The organism is Pantoea sp. CFCC18177 (genome assembly GCF_059412425.1).
This window is the reverse complement of sequence record NZ_JBNBPL010000013.1, coordinates 78,266-101,015: the sequence shown is the minus strand read 5'-3', so window position 1 is coordinate 101,015 and position 22,750 is coordinate 78,266. Positions and strand designations below refer to the sequence as shown.

General features: G+C 56.8%; 21 protein-coding genes and 1 riboswitch. Of the genes, 8 read left to right on the top strand and 13 right to left on the bottom strand.

Annotation, left to right across the window (positions count from 1 at the left end):
• Positions 1-167 precede the first annotated feature (167 nt).
• On the top strand, positions 168-1,004 hold the full coding sequence (locus ACPUC8_RS15020) for a fumarylacetoacetate hydrolase family protein (RefSeq protein ID WP_494926694.1): 837 nt from the start codon (positions 168-170) through the stop codon (positions 1,002-1,004).
• A 180-nt stretch (positions 1,005-1,184) separates the two neighbouring features.
• Here the strand turns inward: ACPUC8_RS15020 and ACPUC8_RS15015 are convergent, their stop codons facing one another.
• The 6 genes from ACPUC8_RS15015 to ACPUC8_RS14990 all read right to left on the bottom strand — a co-directional run bounded on the left by ACPUC8_RS15015 (position 1,185) and on the right by ACPUC8_RS14990 (position 7,929).
• Positions 1,185-2,711, bottom strand: a complete 1,527-nt coding sequence (locus tag ACPUC8_RS15015) for a serine hydrolase domain-containing protein (protein WP_494926693.1) — start codon at positions 2,709-2,711, stop codon at positions 1,185-1,187.
• Positions 2,708-3,448, bottom strand: coding sequence for an ABC transporter ATP-binding protein (locus ACPUC8_RS15010; protein ID WP_494926692.1), 741 nt, complete (start codon positions 3,446-3,448; stop codon positions 2,708-2,710). Before ACPUC8_RS15010 ends, ACPUC8_RS15015 begins: the two co-directional genes overlap by 4 nt.
• A 151-nt stretch (positions 3,449-3,599) precedes the next feature.
• Positions 3,600-4,427: an ABC transporter ATP-binding protein gene (locus tag ACPUC8_RS15005; protein WP_039333346.1), complete on the bottom strand. Its 828-nt coding sequence runs from the start codon at positions 4,425-4,427 to the stop codon at positions 3,600-3,602.
• Positions 4,428-5,327 (bottom strand): ABC transporter permease, encoded by a 900-nt coding sequence (locus tag ACPUC8_RS15000; RefSeq protein ID WP_494926691.1) that lies wholly within the window; start codon positions 5,325-5,327, stop codon positions 4,428-4,430.
• The gene (locus ACPUC8_RS14995; protein ID WP_058970160.1) at positions 5,324-6,334 is read right to left on the bottom strand and encodes an ABC transporter permease; all 1,011 of its coding nucleotides are present in this window, start codon (positions 6,332-6,334) and stop codon (positions 5,324-5,326) included. Before ACPUC8_RS14995 ends, ACPUC8_RS15000 begins: the two co-directional genes overlap by 4 nt.
• On the bottom strand, positions 6,334-7,929 hold the full coding sequence (locus tag ACPUC8_RS14990; protein ID WP_494926690.1) for an ABC transporter substrate-binding protein: 1,596 nt from the start codon (positions 7,927-7,929) through the stop codon (positions 6,334-6,336). The genes ACPUC8_RS14995 and ACPUC8_RS14990 overlap by 1 nt, the downstream gene beginning before the upstream one ends.
• Before the next feature lie 199 nt (positions 7,930-8,128).
• Here ACPUC8_RS14990 and ACPUC8_RS14985 point away from each other — a divergent pair, with 199 nt between their 5' ends.
• Complete coding sequence (locus tag ACPUC8_RS14985) at positions 8,129-9,184, top strand: dipeptidase (protein WP_494926689.1); 1,056 nt, start codon at positions 8,129-8,131, stop codon at positions 9,182-9,184.
• A gap of 2 nt (positions 9,185-9,186) precedes the next feature.
• The gene (locus tag ACPUC8_RS14980; protein ID WP_494926688.1) at positions 9,187-10,101 is read left to right on the top strand and encodes a LysR family transcriptional regulator; all 915 of its coding nucleotides are present in this window, start codon (positions 9,187-9,189) and stop codon (positions 10,099-10,101) included.
• A 60-nt stretch (positions 10,102-10,161) separates the two neighbouring features.
• Here ACPUC8_RS14980 and ACPUC8_RS14975 read toward each other — a convergent pair whose 3' ends face one another.
• Positions 10,162-11,514, bottom strand: coding sequence for an MFS transporter (locus ACPUC8_RS14975; RefSeq protein ID WP_494926687.1), 1,353 nt, complete (start codon positions 11,512-11,514; stop codon positions 10,162-10,164).
• Positions 11,515-11,686: 172 nt separating this feature from the next.
• Positions 11,687-12,589, bottom strand: a complete 903-nt coding sequence (locus tag ACPUC8_RS14970) for a GntR family transcriptional regulator (RefSeq protein ID WP_039333329.1) — start codon at positions 12,587-12,589, stop codon at positions 11,687-11,689.
• Between the two features lie 135 nt (positions 12,590-12,724).
• Here ACPUC8_RS14970 and ACPUC8_RS14965 point away from each other — a divergent pair, with 135 nt between their 5' ends.
• Positions 12,725-13,753 carry a zinc-binding alcohol dehydrogenase family protein gene (locus ACPUC8_RS14965; RefSeq protein WP_039333327.1) on the top strand — a complete coding sequence of 343 codons (1,029 nt, stop codon included), beginning with the start codon at positions 12,725-12,727 and terminating at the stop codon, positions 13,751-13,753.
• A 138-nt stretch (positions 13,754-13,891) separates the two neighbouring features.
• Here ACPUC8_RS14965 and ACPUC8_RS14960 read toward each other — a convergent pair whose 3' ends face one another.
• Positions 13,892-14,809, bottom strand: a complete 918-nt coding sequence (locus tag ACPUC8_RS14960; protein ID WP_059109753.1) for a nucleoside hydrolase — start codon at positions 14,807-14,809, stop codon at positions 13,892-13,894.
• Between the two features lie 106 nt (positions 14,810-14,915).
• Positions 14,916-14,991: riboswitch (Fluoride riboswitch) on the top strand.
• A 91-nt stretch (positions 14,992-15,082) separates the two neighbouring features.
• On the opposite strand from ACPUC8_RS14960, the gene crcB reads away from it, so the two are divergent.
• Together crcB and ACPUC8_RS14950 are read left to right on the top strand one after the other, a co-directional pair.
• On the top strand, positions 15,083-15,460 hold the full coding sequence (gene crcB, locus ACPUC8_RS14955) for a fluoride efflux transporter CrcB (RefSeq protein WP_039333080.1): 378 nt from the start codon (positions 15,083-15,085) through the stop codon (positions 15,458-15,460).
• Between the two features lie 118 nt (positions 15,461-15,578).
• Positions 15,579-16,376 carry a sugar phosphate isomerase/epimerase family protein gene (locus ACPUC8_RS14950; RefSeq protein ID WP_494926686.1) on the top strand — a complete coding sequence of 266 codons (798 nt, stop codon included), beginning with the start codon at positions 15,579-15,581 and terminating at the stop codon, positions 16,374-16,376.
• On the opposite strand, the gene ACPUC8_RS14945 is transcribed toward ACPUC8_RS14950, so the two are convergent.
• From ACPUC8_RS14945 to ACPUC8_RS14935, 3 genes are all read right to left on the bottom strand, one after another.
• Positions 16,373-16,978 carry an alpha/beta hydrolase gene (locus tag ACPUC8_RS14945; RefSeq protein WP_494926685.1) on the bottom strand — a complete coding sequence of 202 codons (606 nt, stop codon included), beginning with the start codon at positions 16,976-16,978 and terminating at the stop codon, positions 16,373-16,375. The genes ACPUC8_RS14950 and ACPUC8_RS14945 overlap by 4 nt on opposite strands.
• Positions 16,979-16,989: 11 nt before the next feature.
• Positions 16,990-17,931, bottom strand: a complete 942-nt coding sequence (locus tag ACPUC8_RS14940; protein WP_494926684.1) for a glutathione S-transferase family protein — start codon at positions 17,929-17,931, stop codon at positions 16,990-16,992.
• Between the two features lie 98 nt (positions 17,932-18,029).
• Positions 18,030-18,929 carry a LysR family transcriptional regulator gene (locus ACPUC8_RS14935; RefSeq protein WP_283228044.1) on the bottom strand — a complete coding sequence of 300 codons (900 nt, stop codon included), beginning with the start codon at positions 18,927-18,929 and terminating at the stop codon, positions 18,030-18,032.
• A gap of 253 nt (positions 18,930-19,182) precedes the next feature.
• On the opposite strand from ACPUC8_RS14935, the gene ACPUC8_RS14930 reads away from it, so the two are divergent.
• Positions 19,183-20,307, top strand: coding sequence for a GNAT family N-acetyltransferase (locus ACPUC8_RS14930; protein WP_494926683.1), 1,125 nt, complete (start codon positions 19,183-19,185; stop codon positions 20,305-20,307).
• On the opposite strand, the gene ACPUC8_RS14925 is transcribed toward ACPUC8_RS14930, so the two are convergent.
• Entirely contained in the window at positions 20,304-22,136 is a 1,833-nt protein-coding gene (locus tag ACPUC8_RS14925) for an ABC transporter ATP-binding protein (protein ID WP_494926682.1), read from the bottom strand. The two genes, ACPUC8_RS14930 and ACPUC8_RS14925, sit on opposite strands and share 4 nt — an antisense overlap.
• A gap of 63 nt (positions 22,137-22,199) precedes the next feature.
• Here ACPUC8_RS14925 and ACPUC8_RS14920 point away from each other — a divergent pair, with 63 nt between their 5' ends.
• The gene (locus ACPUC8_RS14920; RefSeq protein ID WP_039333095.1) at positions 22,200-22,694 is read left to right on the top strand and encodes a GNAT family N-acetyltransferase; all 495 of its coding nucleotides are present in this window, start codon (positions 22,200-22,202) and stop codon (positions 22,692-22,694) included.
• The last annotated feature ends 56 nt before the right edge of the window (positions 22,695-22,750 follow it).

The window sequence follows — 22,750 nt, the reverse complement described above, 5'->3', positions numbered from 1 at the left end:
GCGCACCTAACAAAACCGCGCACAATCGTCGTGGGGTCGCCATTTATAGCGACCCTTACTTCAGCAACGGAGATGCAACGCTTAGGGATATTCTTTGCAGGTCGTACCGCATTTCCTGCTGGCTTTTGGTAACCTGCGCGCAATTTATATATAACAACGAGGCAGTCATGCAACTCTGCAGTTTTTATCTTATTGACCAGGAAAGAAAAAGTTACGGAATCGCCTTAAATGAGGGCGTCATTGACCTCGGTTTACGCCTTGGCAGCGAATGCCCAGACCTGAAATCGTTGTTGCAACGCGGCGCGCTAAGCGACCTCGAGGCTTTTCGCACGCAGCCGGTTGATTACCCGTTCAGCGCGATCCGCTTCCTGCCAGTGGTGGAAAATCCTGGTAAAGTGTTCTGTGTTGGCATGAACTACGCTGACAAACGCAAAGAGTTTGCGGAGACTATCGAAGCCCCGACGCTGTTTGTCCGTTTTGCCGATTCACTGGCGGGGCATGAGCAGCCGTTGCTGAAACCGGCCACCACCCAAGAGTTCGATTACGAAGGTGAGCTGGCGGTGATCATCGGTAAAGCAGCTTATCAGGTCAAAGCTGCGGATGCCCTGCAGTACGTGGCCGGTTACAGCTGCTTTATGGATGCCACAGTGCGTGACATGCAGTTCACCTGGTTTACCGCCGGGAAAAACTGGCAGCAGACCGGCGGTTTTGGTCCGTGGATGACCACCGCGGATGAGATCCCCGATCCGCAGCAGCTGGCGATCAAAACCTGGTTAAATAAGCGCGAAGTGCAGAACGACACCACCGCCAGCATGGTGCATCCGGTGGCGAAAATCATCGAGTACATCTCTGCGTTCAGCCCACTGTCGCCGGGCGATGTGATCATCACCGGTTCACCGGGCGGCGTGGGTAAAAAGCGTACGCCACCGCTGTTTATGTTCCCGGGTGATGAGATAGAAGTGGAAATAGAGAAGATAGGTCGTCTACATCATTACATTGCTTAACGCCCGTCATACTTCGAGCCGCAGCTGCGTTGGCTGCGTGTGCTCACCCCAGTCACTTACTCATGTAAGCTCCTGGGGATTCTCCCACTTGCCGCGTGATTCGGCCTTCGGCCTCACCCTGCGGGCCAGCGCAAGCGCTGTTCAAAAGCGCCGTAAGGCACTTTTGTGCTGCAACTCGAATTATTTAGGGCGAGCTGTCTGTAAAAATCTTACCACGCGGCTGCGGTTCAACTGCAGCCGCAGTGCCTCACCTTCGCGCGATATCACAAACCGCTTCTCCCACGGCCCATCCTGCGCGGTGGCTAACACCCGCCCCCCACCCAGCGATTGCAAACTGGCGCGTATCGCCGCCGGGCCGATGCCCATGATTAGACTGTCGCCTTCAATCACCATTTCACTGCGCCACGGCTGTGCAAACCAGCGGCCTTGCATTTGCTCAAGGCTGGCACGGTCTGCTTGCACCGGCACAAACCGACGTGGTGCATGACCAATTTCACCGACAATCGCTGCACCCTCATGGCGTAGCTGCATCGGGAAGGTGCTGGAGAGTGAGACCGCATCGCCATGCGCATCGGCACGCCATAAGGTTTCACCCGCACCGAGCCAGGTTGCGGTCACGCCGTTGATCTCCAGCCAGTCGGCGGCGTCCTCCGCCACATACAGGCCAGGCGTAAGATCGTGCCCTTTCTCCGGCAGGGTGCGATTGAGTAGCGCCGCCATCACGCGCAGGGCGCTTTCCGAGGTCGCGACATCCTCGCGATTCGCGACAATCGCCACACCCAGTTTCAGCTCCGGGTGCAGCAGGAAATAACTTTTATATCCGGCATGCGATCCACCGTGACCAAACAGCGTCTGGCTGCCCAACGTGGTGCTGGTGATGCCCAACCCATAGCCGCTGATGCGGCCATCATTCAGGCTGCGCGGTGCGGTCAGGCGTTGCAGCACGCCCGCGCCTGCACCGTTGTCTGCCAGCAGGCTTTGCAGCCAGCGCGTCAGATGGTGAATGCTGCCCGTGACACTGCCAGAGGCAGAGAGATGCAAACCAGCGCTGGCGAGCTGCCACTGTGCGCCGTTTTGCCAGTATCCCGGCACCAGCCCCGGCACGACATCAAACCAGGTTTCCGGCGCGATCAAATTGATATCCAGCGGCTCACACACATACTGTTGCAGCAGATCGTTGAACAACACACCTTTGGCTTTGAGCGCTTCCTCCACCAGACGATAGCCTGTGTTGGTGTATGAAATCTCGCTGCCGGGCGCGTAATTGAGGTCGCCTTTCTGCGCGATAAATTCCAGTAACTCTGCGGCGCTGGTGGCGTTGTACACCGACAATCCCAGCAGCGACAGGGTTTCACGCACGTCGGGCAAGCCGCTGCTCATATCCAGCGCCTGGCCGACGGTAATCTGGCCGTTGGCCCCAGTCAGCTGCGGCAGATGCTGGGCCAGCGTATCTTCCAGTTGCAGATAGCGACGGCCTGGCCCGGTCACCAGAGCGGCAAACAGATGCTTGGTGATCGAGGCAAAACGCACCACGCTGTCGGCGCTGAAGGGCGTTTGCTGGGCTAAATCAGCCAGCCCGGCGCAGTGGGTGGAATGAATCTGATGGGCATCAAACAGCACCACCGCGCCGCCCGGCGCGCCTGGTTGCTGCCAGCTTTGGGTAATCTGTTGTGCCACCTCTGCGGCCTGTTGCCAGTTTGCGGTCATGCCGGTTCCTCCAGCGTCATGCTGAGATCGAAGAGTTGAGCGGTATGCGGATGTTGGATGCGCCGCGCGCGCAAATCATCCGCGCTCAGTTGCTCCACCATCTCACCCTGCTGCATCACCCCAATGCGCTGACACAGATGCGTCACCACCGCGAGGTTATGCGTCACCATAATGTAGGTGAGTTTGCGCTCAGAGCGTAGATCGCTGAGTAAATTGAGGATTTCGGCCTGTACCGACACATCCAGTGCGGAGGTCGGTTCATCCAGCAGCAGTACTTCTGGCTCGGCGATCAGGGCGCGGGCAATCGCCACACGCTGGCGCTGGCCGCCCGACAGTTGATGCGGGTAGCGGAAACGCACGGCGGCAGGCAGGCCAACTTCACTTAATGCCTGGCTGATGCGCTGCTCCGCGCGATCAAGCTGATGCACTAATAACGGCTCATGCAGAATGCGATCAATGGTTTGACGCGGATGCAGCGAACCGAACGGGTCCTGGAACACCATCTGCACCTGGCGATAGAAGGCGCGGCTGCGTTTAGCACTCAGCTGCATGCCGCCATACTGCATACTGCCTTGCCAGTCGGCATTCAGTCCGGCCAGCGCGCGTAAAATGGTGGATTTACCCGAGCCGCTTTCGCCGACCATGCCAAAGCTTTCGCCGTTCGCGACGGCAAAGCTGACATCTTTCACCACCTGGTGCGCACCAAAGGCAATGCGTAGGTTATCGATTTGAATCATGGAGTTGCCTGTTAATTCTGAATGTTCTTTATCACGGTGCGCATAAATGCGTCATCGTGGCCCGTGCGGTCATTGGCCAAGTGCGCATAAATGCGCACCCTACGGGTTTGTAGGGGCGGCATTTATGCCGACCGTGTTACCAGGCGCTGGATTATTCCCGCCACGCCGCATCGCGCTGTAGTACCGGTAAACGCTCGCGAGGATGTTTCAACGACGGCAAACAGGCCAGTAACCCGCGCGTATACGGATGCTGTGCCTGCTGCAATTGTCCGGCCTCCAACAGCTCGACAATACGTCCGGCATACATCACCGCCACGCGATCGCAGAAGTGCGACACCAGCGGCAGATCGTGACTGATCAGGATCAACCCCATACCGCGCGCCGACACCAGATCGTCAATCAACTTAAGGATCTCCGCCTGCACCGTGGCGTCCAGTGCGCTGGTGGGTTCATCCGCAATCAGTAATTCCGGGTCCGGTGCCAGCATCATGGCAATCATCACGCGTTGGCCCATGCCGCCCGACACTTCATGGGGGTAGCGTTTCGCCACCGCGGCCGCATCACGAATCTTCACCTGCTCCAGCAGGTCAATCGCCGCCAGCATCGCGGCTTTGCGGCTGCCGCCCTTGTGCTCGCGCCAGGCTTCGGCAATCTGCTGTCCAATGGTCATCACCGGATTGAGCGAATATTTTGGGTCCTGCAGGATAAAGCCCACGCGCTTACCGCGAATCTGACGCAGCACTTTCTCGCTGGCACCGCGCAGATCAATACCATCGAAACGCAGCACATCGGCGTTCACTTCGGCGTTGCCGGGCAAGAGCTGCATCAGGCTGCGTGCGGTCAGGGATTTGCCCGAACCACTCTCGCCAACGATGGCGAACTTCTCGCGGCCGACGCTAAAACTCACGCCGCGGACCGCTTCAAAGGTTTCAGTGCGACTGCGAAACGCAATACGCAGGTTTTCAATTTCCACCAACATTTAGCGCTCCTTGGGATCCAGCACGTCACGCAGACCGTCGCCGAGAAAGTTAAACGCCAGTGAGGTCAGGAAAATCGCGATACATGGCATCAGCGGCACCCACCATTCGCTGAACAGGAAGCGGCGTGCGGTGGCAATCATCGTGCCCCACTCTGGCGAAGGGGGCTGTGCGCCCATACCGAGGAAGCCCAGGCTGGCGGCAGTGATGATGATGGAACTCATATCCAGCGTGATGCGCACAATCAGGCTCGGCACACACAACGGCATAATGTGGCGCAGGATAATGCGCATTGGCGAGGCACCGGTCAGCCGGCTGGCAGCGATAAAATCGCTGTGGCGGAATTGCAGGGTCTCTGCACGTGCCAGACGGGCATACGGCGGCCAGGCGGTTAAGGCAATCGCCAGAATCGCACTCTCCACGCCGGGCTTGAGGGCGGCGACAAACGCCAGCGCCAGAATCAAACGCGGAAAGGCGAGAAAGATATCGGTAATACGCATCAAGGCCTTATCGACAATCCCCCCGGCATAACCCGCGATACAACCAATCAGCAGGCCGAGCGGGGCGGTCAACACCACCACCGCGATCACCATGCCAAGTGTAGTGCGTCCGCCGTAGATAATTCGCGTCCAGACATCACGGCCCAGCTCATCGGTGCCGAGCCAGTGAGCCGCAGACGGCGCAGCTAAGCGGTTTTCCAGATGCTGAACACTGGGGTCAAACGGCGTTAACCACGGAGCAAACAACGCCAGCAGCAGCATCACGGCAATCACCGCTAATCCGGCCATCGCCAGCGGGTTGCTGCGCAGACTGAGCCACAGGCGATAACGACGGCCCCACACCGCCTGACGGCGATTTGCTGGCGTGTCGTCCAACAGCCAGTCACGAGAGAAGAAAATCATTTTACGCGCGGGTCCCAAAGTCGATAAAGAAGGTCAGCCAGCAGGTTGAGCAGCACATACACCGTTCCCACCAATAGCGTTGCACCCACTACGGGGTTCATGTCGGCGTTCATCAGAGAAGTGGTGAGATACTGGCCGAGACCAGGCCAGGCGAAGACGTTTTCCGTCACCACCGCACCTTCCAGTAAACCGGCATAGGTCAGCGCCAGCACGGTCACCAGCTGCACGGCAACGGTAGGAAACGCATGCCGCCATATCACCCGGCGTGATGACAATCCCTTGGCCCGCGCGGTGATCACGAACTCGCCGCTCAATGCATTGAGCATGAAGGTGCGCGTCATACGCGTGATGTAGGCCATGCTGAAGTAAGCGAGGATTAACACTGGCTGCGCCATGTGCGCCAGCGCATCCCAGAAGGCATCGGTCTCACCCGCCAGCAACGAGTCGATGGTGAGGAATCCGGTGACCTGCGGCACCATATCCTGCCAGATGATGTCTTGCCGACCTGGGCCGGGCGCGATGCCCAACACGGCGTAGAACACCAGAAGACTGAGTAACGCCAGCACGAACACCGGCAGCGAGTGTCCTGCCAGACACACCACGCGGATGGTCTGATCCACCCAGGTGCTCTGCCGCACTGCCGCCCACACGCCGAGCGGGATGCCGATCAGTGCGGCGATAATGATTGCGGCCGTGGCCAGCTCCATGGTGGCGGGGAAGAAGCGCGCAATATCGGTGGTGACCGGGTTCGAGGTCAGAATCGATCGCCCCAGATCGCCATGTAACAGCTGGTTGAGGTAATGACCAAACTGGATGTAAAGGGGCTGATCCAGCCCCATTTCCACCCGCACGCGATCCACTACCGACTGCGGTGCGTTATCACCCACCGCCGCCAGCACCGGATCGGTGGGCATCACGCGACCAATAAAGAAGGTCAGTACCGACAAACCAAACAGCGTCAGCACCAGGCTTCCCAGAGTGCTGACGATTTTTTTCAGTAATGGCATCAGGCTTTTTTCACCTGATCATACGGCCACTGCTCCAGCACGGTCATGTGTACATCTTTGATATTCTTGCCGCAGGCGATATTTTTGGTTTTCTGCATCATGAAGATAAACGGACTCTTCTCACGGCCTAACTGCTGAATCTGCTGATAGAGCGCGATGCGTTTGGCCGGATCCGGCTCGTGCAACGCCTGTTCTGTCAACTTATTAAACTCGTCATCAGACCAGCTGCAGCGCCATGCCAGGGTGCGTGCACGTGCGTTGTCGCTGTTATCGGTATTGACGCAGAAAGCTTCGGTGTTGGAGTTAGGATCGAAATAGTCTGCACCCCACACGGTGAGCGCCAACTGATGCTGACGGGCACGCATTTTGGTCAACACCTGACGGTTCTCGGCGGCAATCAGCGACACTTTGATACCAATCGCACCCAGCTGCGTCTGAATGGCCTGGGCAATATCTGGATAAGGCTGCATGGAGTAGTGGTCGAGGGTGATCTCAAAGCCATTCGGATAACCGGCTTCTGCCAGCAGTGACTTGGCTTTCGCCACATCTTTGTGGAATGGCGTGTCGTCCAGCGCGGCGGGGAAGCCACTCGGCAGGAAACTTTGATGGGTGATAAAGCTCATCGACAGAATGTTTTTCTGGATGCTGTCGTAGTCCAGCGCCCACTTCAGGGCCTGCCACACCTGAGGTTTTTTCAGGTATTCGTTATTGGTGTTGCATGACATCAGCATGATGGCCGACAGCGATTGATTTACCAGAGACACGCTGCTGTCGTTTTTCAGCGGCAAAAGCTGTTCAGTGGTGAGGTCGTAGGCCGCATCGACATCGCCTTTCTTCACCATCAACGCCTGCGCGGCTGGGTCAGCAATGTGCTTGAGGATCACGCGCTTAATCTTGCTCTGCGCGGCATATTGCGGGCTCAGTTCAAGAATCACCGTCTCACTGGCCTTCCAGGTGCGCAGAGTGAAAGCACCCGAACCGGCGCTGTGCTGCTTCAGCCAGGCATTACCAAAGTCATTGTTCTGCTGATTGGCTTCACAGGCTTTTTTCGACACGATGCTGCCCACGGTGGCGGACAGGCAGTACAACAGGAAGGTTTCTGCTGCGGGTGCGCCGAGTTTCATCTCTACGGTATGGGCATCTTTCGCCGTCACCAACTGGGTGACGTTGTCTTTGGTGAAGCCAAACTGGTTGATGATAAAGGCCGGGCTTTTATCCAGTTTAACGATACGTTCAATCGAATAGGCGACGTCTTCTGCCGTCAGTGGCGTACCGTCGGCGAATTTTGCCGCCGGATCGAGGTGGAAGGTGTAAGTGCCGTTATCGCTGCTGACATCCCAGCTTTTGGCCAGTTGGCCGACGATTTTTTCCGCGTGCTGCGGATCGGGCATCACCAACTTTTGGTACATGTTGCCGCAGATTTGGCCGCCAGTGGCTTCGAAGCTTTCATGCGGGTCAAGGCTGGTAATGTTGTCGAGCTGCATGGCCATCACCAACATGCTGGGTGGGGTATCGGCAAATGCAGTGTTAAGGCTGAGGTAGGAAAAAGCAGGTACGGCTGCGCATCCTGCGAGAAAACGTCTTCTGGTTACCATGACAACTCCAAGTTATTGATTATTAAAATTAAATTATTTTATTTTGCTGTTTTATGTCTTGACTTTCCCCGTGTGCAGGGGGATTAATAATGGGATTAAGTCATTTGTTTCACGCTTGAATGCTTGCCTCTTTTTGGTGCAACCTGCCCCGCTAATTGGCAGCGCTTGCGCTTTCTCCCGAACCTGGAACCGATACAACATGTCTGACACGCTTAACCTCGACATACCGGTCTTTGACGGTCACAACGATGTGCTCAATAAACTGTGGCAGCACCATCAGCCTGATGCGGTGCAGGCATTTCTGCAGGGCACCGGCCGTGGCCAAATGGATCTTCCCCGTATCCGCCAAGGAAATATGGTAGGTGGGATTTTTGCCACCTGGGTGCCGTCACATCCTCTGATTGCAAGAAGTGCGCCAGACCTCTCAGATTTTCCTCAGGAAATTATTGGCGCTGCGCGTGAGGCGACTTTTTCGATGCTGGCGCTGCTGCTGCGTATTGAGCAGGCTTCTGCAGGGCAGGTGAAAATTTGCTGCAGCGCGCGCGACATTCGCGAGTGCATGGCGAAAGGCATGCTGGCGGTGGTGATGCATGTGGAAGGGGCCGAAGCGCTCGATACTCATGGTGAGCTGCTGGATATTCTCTATGCCAGCGGCTTACGTACCCTGGGGCCACTGTGGAGCCGTCCGAATCAGTTTGGTGATGGCGTGCCGTTCCTTTACCCCTCATCACCGGATATCGGCAACGGTCTGACGGCAGCGGGCAAGCAATTGGTGCGCGACTGTAACCGCCGCCGCATCATGGTTGATCTGTCGCACATGGATGAAAAAGGCTTCTGGCATACCGCGGAAATCAGTGATGCACCGCTGGTGGCGAGCCACTCCAATGCCCATGTCATTAGCGCTCAATCGCGCAACCTCACCGATCGCCAGCTGGCGGCGATCAAAGAAACCCACGGCTTTGTTGGTGTCAACTTCGCGGTGCCATTCCTGCGGGAAGATGGCGACCGTCATGCGCCGACCACCGTTGATGCCATCGTGCAGCACGTGGAATATCTGCTGGAAAAAGTGGGCGAAGATGGCGTGGGCTTTGGCTCTGATCTGGATGGCGCGACCATGCCGGGGGATATGAAAGATGTCGCCGGTTTCCCGTTGATCGTCAACGCATTGGCGGCACGCGGTTATTCGCGTGAGCTGCTGGAAAAAATCTGCCACGGCAACTGGCTGCGAGTGCTCGAAGCCACCTGGGGCGAATAATCATGCGGCTGCGTCATATTGAGGTGTTTCAGGCGATTGTGCAGACCGGCAGCATCAGTGCGGCGGCGCGATTGCTGAATGTGTCGCAGCCGAATGTCAGCCGGGTACTGAATCATGCAGAACAGCAACTGGGTTTCGCGCTGTTTGAGCGGCGGGCGCAAGGGATGATTGTTACCGCAGAAGGGCGGCGTTTGTTACCGGAAGTGGAAGATCTCTACCAGCGTTTGCAGTCGATTACCCAGCTAACCGAGCAGCTGCGACGCGGCGAGGGACAAATTGTCCGTGTCGGTGCGGCACATGCTTTTGGTCAGATGGTGTTAGCCCCGGCGCTGGTGAACTGGCGTCAACAAGCGGCGTCGGTGAGCGTGGAGTTAGTGACCGAGCACTTCAGTACGCTGTGCCAGATGATCATGGATAATCAGCTCGATTTTGCACTGGTGTTTGGTCAGCAGGTGGATGCCGATTTGCTGGCGGAGCCGCTGTTTCAATCCTCGATGGTGGCGTTATTGCCGCAGCACCACACCTATAACGCCCCCGCCACGCTGGAGTGGCTGTGCGCCAATAACCTGTTGATGATGCAGAATCATGACCCGCTGGGCCGCGTGTTGCATCGCGCCCTGCGTGATAAAGGTCTGGACCCGGCGGTGTCACTGTCGATTAAAACCTACTCGGTGATTGCGGATATGGTGCTGGCGGGCGGCGGTGTCGGCGTGGTGGATCTGTTCACCGCCTGCCGCTATGCCGACCAACTGAAATTACTGCCAGTGGCACAGCCGCTGCCGTTTGAAGTGATGCTGATCAGCCGCCGCGATCAGCCGCAATCGCAATCAACGTTGCAGTTAAAGCAGGTGATTCGCAATAAGTTATGGGAAATTGCACGTCAGTGTGAAACGCGGTTTTTTACCAGGTCGGCATAAATGCCGACCCTACGAAATCACGTGAGATCGCTGTAGGGTGCGCATTAATGCGCACCTGGATTACACCCCATCCGTAATCGGTTTACGCACTAACACCAAATACGCCAGCGCACCTACCACCGCCACACCGGCACAGATCATCAGCGCCAGGCTAAACGACTTCGTGGTATCCAGCACCCAACCGGTGATCACCGGGGCGAACGAGGCGAAGACAAAGCTGGCGAAGTTCTGGATGCTGCCTACTGAAGCCGTCATACGCGCGGTGACGTTGGCGTGAATCAAGCCCCAGCACGATGTCCCGGCAAAGTGGATACAGAACAGGGCCATACCGATCAAGGTAACGGCGCTGGTGGTATCTGTGGCGCGGGTGACGAAAGTCGTGAAGGCCGCAGACAGCAGCATGCCGCTGACAATCGACACCTTACGTACTTTCACCGCATCCATGCCGCGACGCACCAGTGCATCCACCACATAGCCATTCAAGAGCATGCCAGCTGCACCAAACAGGAATGGAATCGCCGCCAGCAAACCGGTACTTTTCAGATCCAGATGATAAGTGGATTGCAGATAACCCGGCAGCCAGGCAATGTACAGCCAAGCGGTGTAGTTAATGCCGCTGAAGCCAATCATCATGCCCCACATGGTGCGCTGCTTAAACAGGCCACGCCACTCGGCAAAGCTCAGCGGCTCTTTGCGTGAGGCCACGCTGCCCGCCTGCAAATAGTGGATCTCTTCCGCGCTCAGCTTGCTGTTATCGCGGTTGCGATACATCAGATACCAGCCGATGGCGAGGAACATGCCGAGCACGCCGATGGTGACGAACATGCCGCGCCAGCCCATTACCAACATCATGGCGGCCAGAATCGGAGGCGCAACGGATAAGCCGATCATCGAGGCGGCGTTAAATATGCCCATCGGCATACCGCGATCTTTGATGTTGAACCAGTCGTTGATCACTTTAACGCCGCACGGGTTCATCGGCGCTTCACCGATACCGAGCCCGATACGCACCAGCACAAACTGGGTGAAGTTATGCACCAGACCGGCCGCCGCCTGGAACAGTGACCAGATAAACATCCCCAGTGCCAGCATGATGCGTGGCCCTTTGCGATCAAGCAGTGCACCACAGGGCAGCTGCGCTAAACCGTAAGCCAGCGAAAAGGCTGACAGCAGCACGCCAATCTCGGTGGCTGACAGCCCCAGTTCACCCCGGATGGTCATATTTGCCACCGACAGCGAGCTGCGGTCGAGATAGTTAATGATGGCGGCAAATAGCAGCAGCAACATCGCCGTCACCTGAATCTTTTTAATGCGCGGTGAGCGCACCACGTCACTGCGCGCCGGGACAAAATCTTGTCCGTCGGCGACGGGTGCGGGTGCGGTATCACGACCACGTGCGGATGTATTTTCCATTGCAACCTCCCAGGTATGGGGTCTTATCGTTATCAACTGTTGGGATCCTGCGGCAGCGAAACGGTGCTGCCACAATGGATTGCTTTGGAGACTAGAAGTAAACCGATCGGGATGTTGCGAGGATGTTTCAGATTCGTGCGGGCGCTTATGCTTTGTGGTTTTTAATCGGTTTTTAATTGTACTGACGAATACAGCGGATCATCGATGACTTCGCCGTGCCGAGATGGTTATGTAAGGCGCATAACGCCTCCACATCCCGGCGGCTGATCAAGGCTGTCAGAATCGCCATATGCTCCTCAAGTGCCACAATATTCCGCTGCTTCAAATCGGTCTCATCCCATTGATAATGCGAATGAAAAATCACCGATATAATCTCCAGTGACTGATTGAAAAACGGGTTGTTAGCGGCGGAAAGAATCAGCGTGTGCATCTCCTTATCCAGTGCAGCAAAGTGGCGATAGTTGCTGGCAATGGTGTCGCGCATCGCCCGGTGGCGATCTAGCAGGTCACGTGCCTGAATCCAGCGCTCATCCTCTGAAGGCAGATTAAGAAAGCGCGTCAGGGCATGGGTTTCCAGCATCTCACGCAGCTCGAACAGGTTTTCGGCGTAAGTCTGATCAAACTTTTTCATGCGCCAGTGCCCGCGTTTAACGGGTTCCAGCAGATCGTAACGCATAAAGCGCAGCAGAAATTCGCGCACCACCACCGGGCTGGCTTTCACCTGCTGTGCCAGCTGCAACTCGCTAAAGCTGTCGCCGGGCATCAGCTGGCGCTGGTTTATCAGGTTAAAAAACGTCTGCTCGAACTGCAGCGCCTGCTGATCGATCGGCGGGCTGAGGGCGCTAAAACCATCGTCTTCGCTGGGATCGCGTACGATAACGTAGGTCTCTTCGACTTTATCCAGTACGCCACGCTCATGCAGATGTTGCAGGGTGTGGCGCACGGTGGTGCGGCTGATATTAAACATTTCAGCCAGCGCTGCTTGCGGTGGCAATGGAGAACGGATGTGACGTTTGGCGATGCCCTCCAGCATTTGATTAATGACATTCTGGCGCAAATTTTGGCTTCGACTCATCGTGTTCTCCGGTTTTTTATTTATTAAAAACCACACAAAGCCCAAAAAAATGGCGCTGCTTCACACTTCCGCAGGTGCAAAAAGCGGTTATCGCCGATTTTCGCCATAACTGCGACATCAGCACAGGAGAAGCCCATGACAACAATGAAAACCCTGGTGGTTGCCGAGCCGCGCAACATGGTGTGGCAGCAGCGTGAGAAACCTACGCCCGCCGCGCACGAGATTTTGATTAAACCCATCGCCGCCGGTATTTGTGGTACCGATATCCACGCCTGGGCGGGAAATCAGCCGTTCTTCAGCTACCCACGCGTGTTGGGTCATGAACTCTGTGGTGAAGTGGTTGAACTGGGCAACCGGGCAAACGGCTTTAAGGTGGGGCAGCGTGTGGCGCTGATTCCCTATGTGTCATGCCAGCAATGCGATGCCTGCCTGAGCGGAAAAACCAACTGCTGCGAAAATATCTCGGTGATTGGTGTGCACCAGGACGGCGGCTTCTGTGAGTTTCTCAGTGTGCCGGCCAGTAATCTGCTGGCCGTGGATGAGGTGGAGCCGGAAGCGGCGGCATTGATTGAACCCTTTGCCATCAGCGCCCATGCGGTGCGCCGCGCAGCGGTAGCAGCGGATGAGCAGGTGCTGGTGGTAGGTGCTGGGCCAATCGGTTTGGGCGTCGCGGCGATTGCAGCGGCGGCGGGCGCGCAGGTGGTGGTCGCAGATACCAGTGAACCGCGCCGTCAGCATGTGGCGCAAAAACTGGGGTTAGCGACGATCAATCCCCTGGCAGACAATTTTGACGCGGCTTTGCGGGCAGAGTTTGGCGGGCGACTGGCGGCGAAAGTGATTGATGCCACCGGCAGCCCGGCAGCGATGAACGGTGCGGTGAAGTTGATTCGTCACGGTGGCACCATCGTGTTTGTTGGCTTGCACAAAGGCGATCTGGTGATCCCGGATATTGAGTTTCATAAACGCGAAGCCAGCGTATTGGGCAGTCGCAACGCCACCCATGAAGATTTCGCTAAAGTCGGCGAACTGATGGCTTCTGGGCAGTTACGTGCCGACATCATGCTAAATCGCCATTACAATTTTTCGACCCTGGCGGAAACCTTCGAGTCTGAAGTGATTAACAATCGCGAGCTGATTAAGGGTGTGATTCAATTCGCACGCTGAGATTGGGCGTATCGGGGTTACAGCTTGCTACTTTTGTCTATGAGATATCGTCAGCCGGGGCCGCTTTGGGTCCGGCTGGCTTCGTAGCTAAGGTGCGGAGTGGTGAAGGGCATTGTGAGGCTACATCTATTCGGTACCCTACATTTGCAGTGCCGCAAAAAAGTGTTCCCGTACCGCTTCGGCATCCACGCCGAGGCACAAGCGCTGTGGGCGGAGTCCGGCAAACGGATCTTCACGCGAGGCGAGGGCGCTCAGGCGTCGTACTGTTTGACCGCGGCTAATGCCTTCGGTCACCACCCGCACTGGCGCTTCTGTCACCGTAAAAGCCTGCGGCAATGCCAGCCATGACAGCGTCAAGGTGTCATGCAGCGCCATCCCCTCAAAGCCCTCTTTTTGCAAGCTGTAAGCCAGATACGGACGGCAAATCGCGCTCAGCACTGGCTGATTTAACTGCCGCACTTCCTCTCCGGTGATCAACACCTTATGGGTAACATCCAGCGGCACCACCACCACCGGTAGCGCCGAGGCCAGTACCTGATCGGCAGCATGCGGATCTTTCCAGATATTGAACTCGGCGAAGGGCGATACATTGCCGGAGTGGCCGTCGGTGCCGAATGCACCGCCCATGATCACCAACTCCTTCACCAGCGGGATAATATCGGGCGCCTGGTTGATGGCACTGGCGATATTGGTCAGCGGCCCAATCGCCACAATCGTGATGGCATGCGGCTGCGCACGCACGCTGTCGATAATGAACTGCACCGCGCTGGGGGCCTCTTCGCTGTGCGGATTGTCGAAGGCATCACCCAGTCCATCGATGCCGTGCAGCGTGGCGGGCGCAGAGGGGGCCAGTGCCAGCGGACGCGAACAGCCGCGATACACCGGCGCATCAATGCCCATCTTCTGGCAAAACAGGCGGGCATTTTTCACCGCCTGGCCAACCGCCACATTGCCAAACACTGTGGTAATCCCCAGCAACTGCTGAGTTTTCGCCGCGTAGGCCAGTGCAAAGGCATCGTCCACACCGATGTCCGTGTCAAAAATCAGGGTACGCATTGGGATCTCCTCTCTCATGATGGCTCCACGTTAAAACATAATCGTATGCAAAGGTAAGCCAATCGTTGCCCGATATTGTCACCCCCGCTGTGCCAGCGTATTATCATGCCGCTAAGGTGATGGCGTGCCACCTTCCCCAACCGCCGTTCTGGAAACAGACGGCTGATGACGCCTGACAACACTCGTATCCCTGCGCGGGAGACGGCGGTGTGTCAGGCGTTTTTCTGTCCTGCCGCGGCCCTGCGCGTAACTCATTTCAGGAGCTCCAAAAGTATGTTGAAGTCGTTACTGGCTGTTGTGCTCGGTGGTGCCGTGGGCTGTTCGCTGCGCTGGCTGATCTCGCTGCGTTTTAATGCGCTATTCCCTAATCTGCCGCCGGGCACTTTGATGGTAAACCTGGTGGGCGGCTTTATCATTGGCGCGGCGCTGGCCTTTTTTGTGCGTAACCCGCACATCGATCCTTTCTGGAAGTTACTGATTGTCACCGGCCTGTGCGGCGGCTTAACCACGTTCTCCACCTTCTCCGCAGAAATTGTCGGCTTGCTGCAAACCGGGAAGTACCTCTGGGCGATGTCGAGCGTCATGGTGCATGTTATCGGTTCACTGTTGATGACTTTTGCCGGTTTTGCCGTGGTCAATTTGCTGGGATAAATCCCCGGCGCATCACGGGCTTGAAATAACTCCTAAGAGGTAGATACTGGTCGGTGTTCTGTTTGCGTGACAAGCAGAACCTGTCACCGATTTATCCGGACGATTAGGGAGCCCGTTGATGCGAAGTAACCCCAAATTCCTTAACCTGGTGTTGTTAAACGGTGAACCTGAGCAAAAGCTGCGTGCCGCACGTGCAGCGGGTTTCGAGCAGGTTGAGATCTGGCGGGAAGACGTTGAAGCCAATACAGCGCCGCTGGCGCAACAGTTAGCCCTCGGCTTTACCAATCTGCAGGTGCTGCGCGATTTCACCGGTGCGCCGGATCATCTGCGGCTGCAGAAGCGCGAGGAAATGCGGCAGTTCATCCAGATTGCACAGGCGATGGGCTGCAACACGCTGCAGGCACCTGCCACCACTCGCACAGACTGCGTGGCCGAACGTATCGATGAAGATTTGCGCTGGATGGCATCCGAAGCCGCACGCTACAACATGCGCATCATGTATGAGCCGATGGCGTGGTGCAGCGTCGACAATACGCTGCCGCTGGCATGGGAACGTTTGCAGCGACTGGATCAGCCTAATATCGGGCTGGTGGTCGATCTGTTCCACATCTGTGCGTTAGGCGGCGATGCCTCACAGCTGGATGGCATACCCGCCGATCGGATTTACGAGGTGCAACTGTGCGATATGGCGGAGATGCCGCCCCAAGAGCCGGGTGCGCTCAGTGACTATGCGCGCCACCAGCGTTTACTGCCCGGCGACGGCATCATTGAAGTCGAACGCTTTGTCGATAAGCTGAAAAGTGGCGGCTACAGTGGGCCGGTAGGCATTGAAGTGTTCAACGATGCATTAAAAGCGCAGCCGCCGGAAGTGGCTGCGCATCAAGCATGGCAGGCACTAAACCGTTACTGGCCTTAATCCTGCAGGCACTGAGCGATAAAGGTCGCGGCCTGCATGGCACCCTGTGAAGAGAGGGTATGCCCGGTAGTGGCTTCATAACGCGCTTCGACCGTCAAACCCGCTGCCTGCAGACGCTGCGCGGCGGATTCAGTCTCGCTGAAGGGAATCACGCCATCCGCTTTGCCGTGAATCAGCAGTGCCGGGGTATCGGCTCGCGGGGTTAATGCACCGTCATAAGAGAGGCGACCTGAAAAAGCCACCACGCCTGCCAGCGGGTAGCGCCCCGATGCCAGCGCATCCAGCGCCATAATCGAGCCCTGAGAAAAGCCCACCAGAATCACTTTATCCCAGGCGTCAGCCATCCCGTGCTGCGCCATCAATTGCTGTAACGTCGCATCAAAGGTCGCACGCGCTTCGCGTACGCGCGCTGGACGGTTTTCTGTCGTGATCCCCGTCAGGCTAAACCACTGGTAACCCATTGCATGTTCAAACGGAAAAGGCGCATTCGGCGAGGCAAAAGCCACATCTGGCAGCAGACTGGACCAATGCTGACCCAGCACCGCCAGATCGTCGCCATTACTGCCTACACCGTGTAAAAAAATCACTAATGCTTTTGCCATGCCACTGCTCCTTAAAAACCGTAATCCGCCATATCGGGGCCAACCGGCACAATACCGTTGGGATTCAACGCTTTGATTGAGTAATAACCCTGTTTGATATGGTCAATGTTAACTGTCTGACGCACACCCGAAACCGCCAGCATACTCTTCAGATAGCGATCGAGCAGCGGATAGTCGCGCAGACGGCGCAGATTACATTTGAACAGGCCGTGGTAGGCCACGTCAAAGCGGATCAGCGTGACAAACAGACGAATATCCGCTTCGGTCAGGCGCTCGCCCAACAGGAAGGTGCGACCATCCTGCAAGCGCTGCTCCAGTTCATCGAGTTGGCTGAATACGTCATTGAACGCCTGCTGATAGCTTACCTGGGTGGTGGCAAACCCGGTACGATAGACGCCATTGTTCAGACGGGGATAGACCGATTCGTTGATCGCGTCGATCTCGGCACGCAGATCCTCGGGATAAAGATCGAGGCTATTGTTCGCCAGATCGCCAAATCCACTGTTCAGCATGCGCAGGATATCCGCTGACTCGTTGTTCACTATGGTCTGCGTCTTTTTATCCCACAGCACCGGGACGGTGGCGCGACCGGTAAAGTCGGCATCTGCGCGGGTATACAATTCGTGAATGTATTCGGCCTTATTCAGCCAGTCGCGGCCGGAACCGGGATAGTCGCCGAAGTGCCAGCCCTGTGCGCCCAACTGAGGTTCCACCACCGATACGCTGATGACATCCTCCAGTCCCTTCAGACTGCGCGCCACCAAGGTACGGGAAGCCCACGGGCAAATCAGCGCCACATACAGATGATAGCGTTCCGGCTCGGCTGCAAATTCGCTGGAGCCGTCTGCGGTGATCCAGTGGCGAAAACTGGACGTCTGACGGACAAAACCGCCTTGTTTATCGGTGGCTTGTACCGGATGCCACTCTGCGCTCCACTTACCATTTACCAACATCGCTCTGCTCCTCTGTGGTGATAGAGTCAGCATATCGCGCTGCTGGTTGGGTGATAATCCGGGCAAAATGACAATCATTGCTTCCAAATTGGAAGGAATCAGCCGGGTGGATGCTGCTGGAAATGTTCGGCGAGGAAATCAATCAGCAAGCGGGTCTTTTGCGCCAGATGGCGGGCGGGCGGATAGAGGGCAAACAGGCCCAGCGGTGGCGTGGCAAAGTTTTCCAGTAGCGAGACGATTTCACCCCGCTGTAGCGCAGGCGCGGCGATAAAACCGGGCAAACGCGCGATGCCCAAACCAGCAATCGCCGCCTGCAAACAGGCTTCGGTATTAGAAAAACATAAACGGCCGCGAATTGGCATGCTGACGCTATCGCCGCAGGGTGTGACAAACGGCCAGTGCCAGGGATCGCGAAAATTGGTGTCGCTGATACATTGATGAGCGGCCAGATCGCGCCAGTGCTGTGGCGTGCCTTGTTGCAGCAAGTAGGCTGGCGATGCCGCCACGCGAATCGGCACATCACCCAGACGGCGCGCAATCAGGCTGCTGTCATCCAGCTTGCCAATGCGAATCGCCATGTCGAAGCCTTCATCCACGATGTTGACTGCACGATCGGAGAAATTAACGTCCAGTTCAATCAACGGATAGTGGCGAGCGAAAGCCACTAACACGCTGGCGAGCACCGCCGTACCGAAAGTGCCAGGTGCGCTGATTTTCAGGCGGCCGGTGGGGGTGGTGGCGTTTTCACGTACCGTGGCATCCAGCGTATCGAAGGCTTCCAGCAGGGTTTTCACCCGTTCGTAATAGGCCCGACCCACTTCCGTGGGCGACAGTGCACGCGTGCTGCGTTTAAACAGCTGCACCCCCAGCTCCTGCTCTAGCCGTGACACCAGCTTTGAAGCCTGACCACTACTGGTGCCAAGACGCTCAGCGGCGCCAGCAAAACTGCCCACTTCCAGCACCGCGACAAACATGCGGTCACAATCGAGACGATCCATGGCGGTTCCAGTAAAGGGAAAAGGGTGAGTATACGTGATTGATTGAAATGTCTGTGGTTACGTGCGCTGATTAAAGCGGTCGCCATAAATGGCGACCCTACATTTGTAGGGTGCGCATTCATGCGCATCTGGTTAAAGGCCGCATGAACTTTAATCGTATCTGATCCATTAGGCATTCAGTGCGCCGCCTCTTTTCCCCTGCCGCAAAACCTGTTGAACTAGGCTTTCGCCTCAAGCTGGCCGGGAGCCATCAATGTCTTTGCTTCACCTGTCATCGCTGACGGAGATTTCCGCTCTCGAATGGGATGCGCTGTTACCTGACGATCAACCTTTTCTACGCCACGCCTTTCTGCTCACGCTTGAAGAGAGCGGTTGCGTGCGGCCAGAAAATGGCTGGCAGCCCGATCACCTGCTGTGGCGTGAAAATGGCACGCTCAGCGCCGCACTACCGGGCTATCGAAAACGCAATTCTCAGGGCGAGTATGTGTTCGACCACGCCTGGGCGGATGCCTGCCACCGTGCGGGCATTCAGTATTACCCGAAATGGCTGGGCGCGATTCCCTTCAGCCCGGTGACCGGTGCCCGTTTGTTGGGGGATCATACTGCCATTACCCAACTGCTGGCGGCATTGCCTGACCATTTACAGCAGCACAGCCTGAGCGGCGCGCATATCAACTTCACCACGCCGTTCGCCAACGATGTTATGGCGCAGCAACCCGACTGGCTGGCACGCCTTGGCATTCAGTATCACTGGCACAACAAAGGCTACCGGGATTTTCAGGATTTCCTCGACACCCTGATGTCGCGCAAGCGTAAACAGCTGCGTAAAGAGCGTGAACAGGTGGCGAGCAGCGGCTTTGAATTTCATTGGTATCGCGGTGATGAGCTGAGCGAAGATCAGTGGGATTTCGTCTACACCTGTTATGCCAACACCTACGCGGTGCGCGGGCAGCGTCCCTATCTGACGCGTCAGTTCTTCAGTTTGCTGGCCGAACGTATGCCGCGCTCGATACGGGTGACCATCGCCAGCGTGCAGGGCCAGCCGGCCGCCATGGCCTTTTATCTGGTGGATGATAATACGCTCTACGGGCGCTACTGGGGCTGTCTGGCGGAGTTTGACCGCCTGCACTTTGAAACCTGCTTCTATCAGGGGATGGATTTCGCCATTGCCGAAGGGTTGCAGCGCTTTGATGCCGGTGCACAAGGTGAGCACAAACTGGTGCGCGGCTTCGAACCGCAAATTACCCACTCATGGCACTACCTGTGCCATCCGGGATTGCGTGCAGCGGTGGAGGAATATCTGGTGCAGGAGCGGGCAGGGATGCGCGCCTGGGCGATTGAAGCGCGCGATGCCCTGCCGTATCGACGTGGCGATTAATCCGCGCCGACAAAGCCACCGGTCTGATGCTGCCACAAACGCGCGTACAAGCCGCCGTGTGCCAGCAGCTCGCGGTGGTTGCCCATCTCGACAATTTCACCTTTCTCCAGCACCACCAGGCGATCCATTTTGGCGATAGTGGAAAGACGGTGCGCGATGGCAATCACCGTTTTGCCCTGCATCAGGGTTTCCAGGCTCTCCTGAATCGCTGCTTCCACTTCGGAATCCAGTGCTGACGTGGCCTCATCCATGATCAGAATCGGCGCATCTTTCAGCAGCACGCGGGCGATAGCAATACGCTGACGCTGCCCACCAGACAATTTCACCCCGCGCTCACCGACATGCGCATCCAGCCCGGTACGGCCTTGTGGATCGGACAGCAGCGGAATGAACTCATCAGCGCGGGCGCGGATAATCGCCGCTTGCAGCTCATCCTCAGTGGCATCCGGACGCCCGTACAGCAGGTTTTCACGAATCGAACGGTGCAGCAGCGAGGTGTCTTGGGTGATCATACCAATCTGCCCGCGTAGGCTCTCTTGTGTCACCTCGGCGATGTTCTGGTCATCTATCAGGATGCGCCCGCCGTTGATGTCATAGAGACGCAGCAGTAGATTGACCATCGTGGATTTACCGGCACCGGACGGCCCGATCAAACCGATTTTCTCGCCGGGTTTGATGGTGAGATTGAGGCGATTGATCACCTGGCGACTGCCACCGTAATCAAAGCGCACATCTTCAAAACGAATCTGGCCGCGTGAGACCTGTAGCTGTTTCGCCTGCGGCTCATCCTGCACGCTCAGCGGCTGGGCAATGGTGTTCAAACCATCTTGCACCATACCGATGTTTTCGAAGATGCCGTTGACCACCCACATGATCCAGCCTGACATATTCACCAGGCGAATCACCAACCCGGTGGCCAGCGCAATGGCGCCCACGCTGATCAGCGACTGGCTCCACAACCACAATGCCAGGGCTGAGGTGCTGACAATCAGCAGGCCGTTCAGTGTCGACAGCGTGATATCCATGGTGGTGACCATGCGGCTGGCGTGCTGGGTTTTGTCGGTCTGCTCCTGAATCGCTTCACGCGCATAGCGCTTCTCCAGATCGTTGTGGGCAAATAATTTGATGGTGGCGATATTGGTGTAGCCATCCACAATGGTGCCCATCAGTTTCGAGCGCGCCTCGGAAGAGACCACGGAACGCTGCTTCACGCGCGGCACAAAGAAGCTCAGCGACACGCTATAAGCGACGATCCAGATAATCAGCGGAATCATTAAGCGCCAGTCGGCTTCGGCGAACAGCACCAGCGAGGTCACGGCGTAAATCACCACATGCCAGATGGCATCCACTAACTGCACCGCGGAATCGCGTAGTGAGTTGCCGGTTTGCATGATGCGTTGGGCGATGCGCCCGGCGAAGTCATTCTGGAAGAAGTTCAGGCTCTGGCGCAGCACGTAGTTGTGATGCTGCCAACGGATCATGCTGGTCATGCTTGGGTTAATGCTTTGGTGCACCAGCATATCGTGCAAGGCGATGATCACTGGCCGTAAGATTAGGGCGACAAAGCCCATCCACAGCAGCACCGGCCAGTTATCGGTAAAAAGGGTGGCGGGTGTGGAGTGATTCACCAGGTCGATAATACGGCTGAGATAGCTAAACAGCGCCACTTCAATCAGCGCCTGCGCCAGCCCGACAATCAGCAGGGCGACAAAGCTTGGCCACACCTGACGCAGGTAGTAGAGATAGAACGGCCATACGCTGGCGGGTGGAGAATCGGTTGGTGCATCCTGGAAAATATTGATAAAACGTTCAAAACGACGATACAACATAAAGTCACTCTTTCCGTTTGGTGAGAGTTAACAGCTTAGTGCAACTAAATAGGGATTACCGACATGGATCTGATCATTCGCGGTCGCGAACCAGCCGATGCTGCCGCTTATCAACGCCTTTACAGCCACCCTGAGGTGTACAGCTGGACCACACAGCTGCCGTTTCCCAGCGTGCAGACGTGGCAGAAGAAATTCGAGAATATGGATGCACTGGGTTATATCGGCTTTGTGGCTGAACTGGATGGGCAGATGGTGGGCGAACTGACGCTATTTGTGGAACAACGTCCACGTACGCGCCACAGCATCAGCTTCGGCATCAGCGTTGATCCCGCGTTTGGTGGGCGTGGGATTGGCGAGAAACTGATCCGTAACGCCATCGATTATGCGTTCAACTGGCTGGGCGTGATGCGCATTGAGCTGGAAGCCTTTCACGATAATGCGCGTGCGATACGGCTCTATCAGCGCCTGGGTTTTGAGCATGAGGGCGTGAAGCGTAAAGCCTGCCTGCGTAACGGCGAATATCACGACATCGTGATGATGGCGAAACTGCGGGAGTAAATGAGGGGCGGTCTTGGAAACGGTGCGCATAAATGCGCACCCAACAGGGGTTGTAG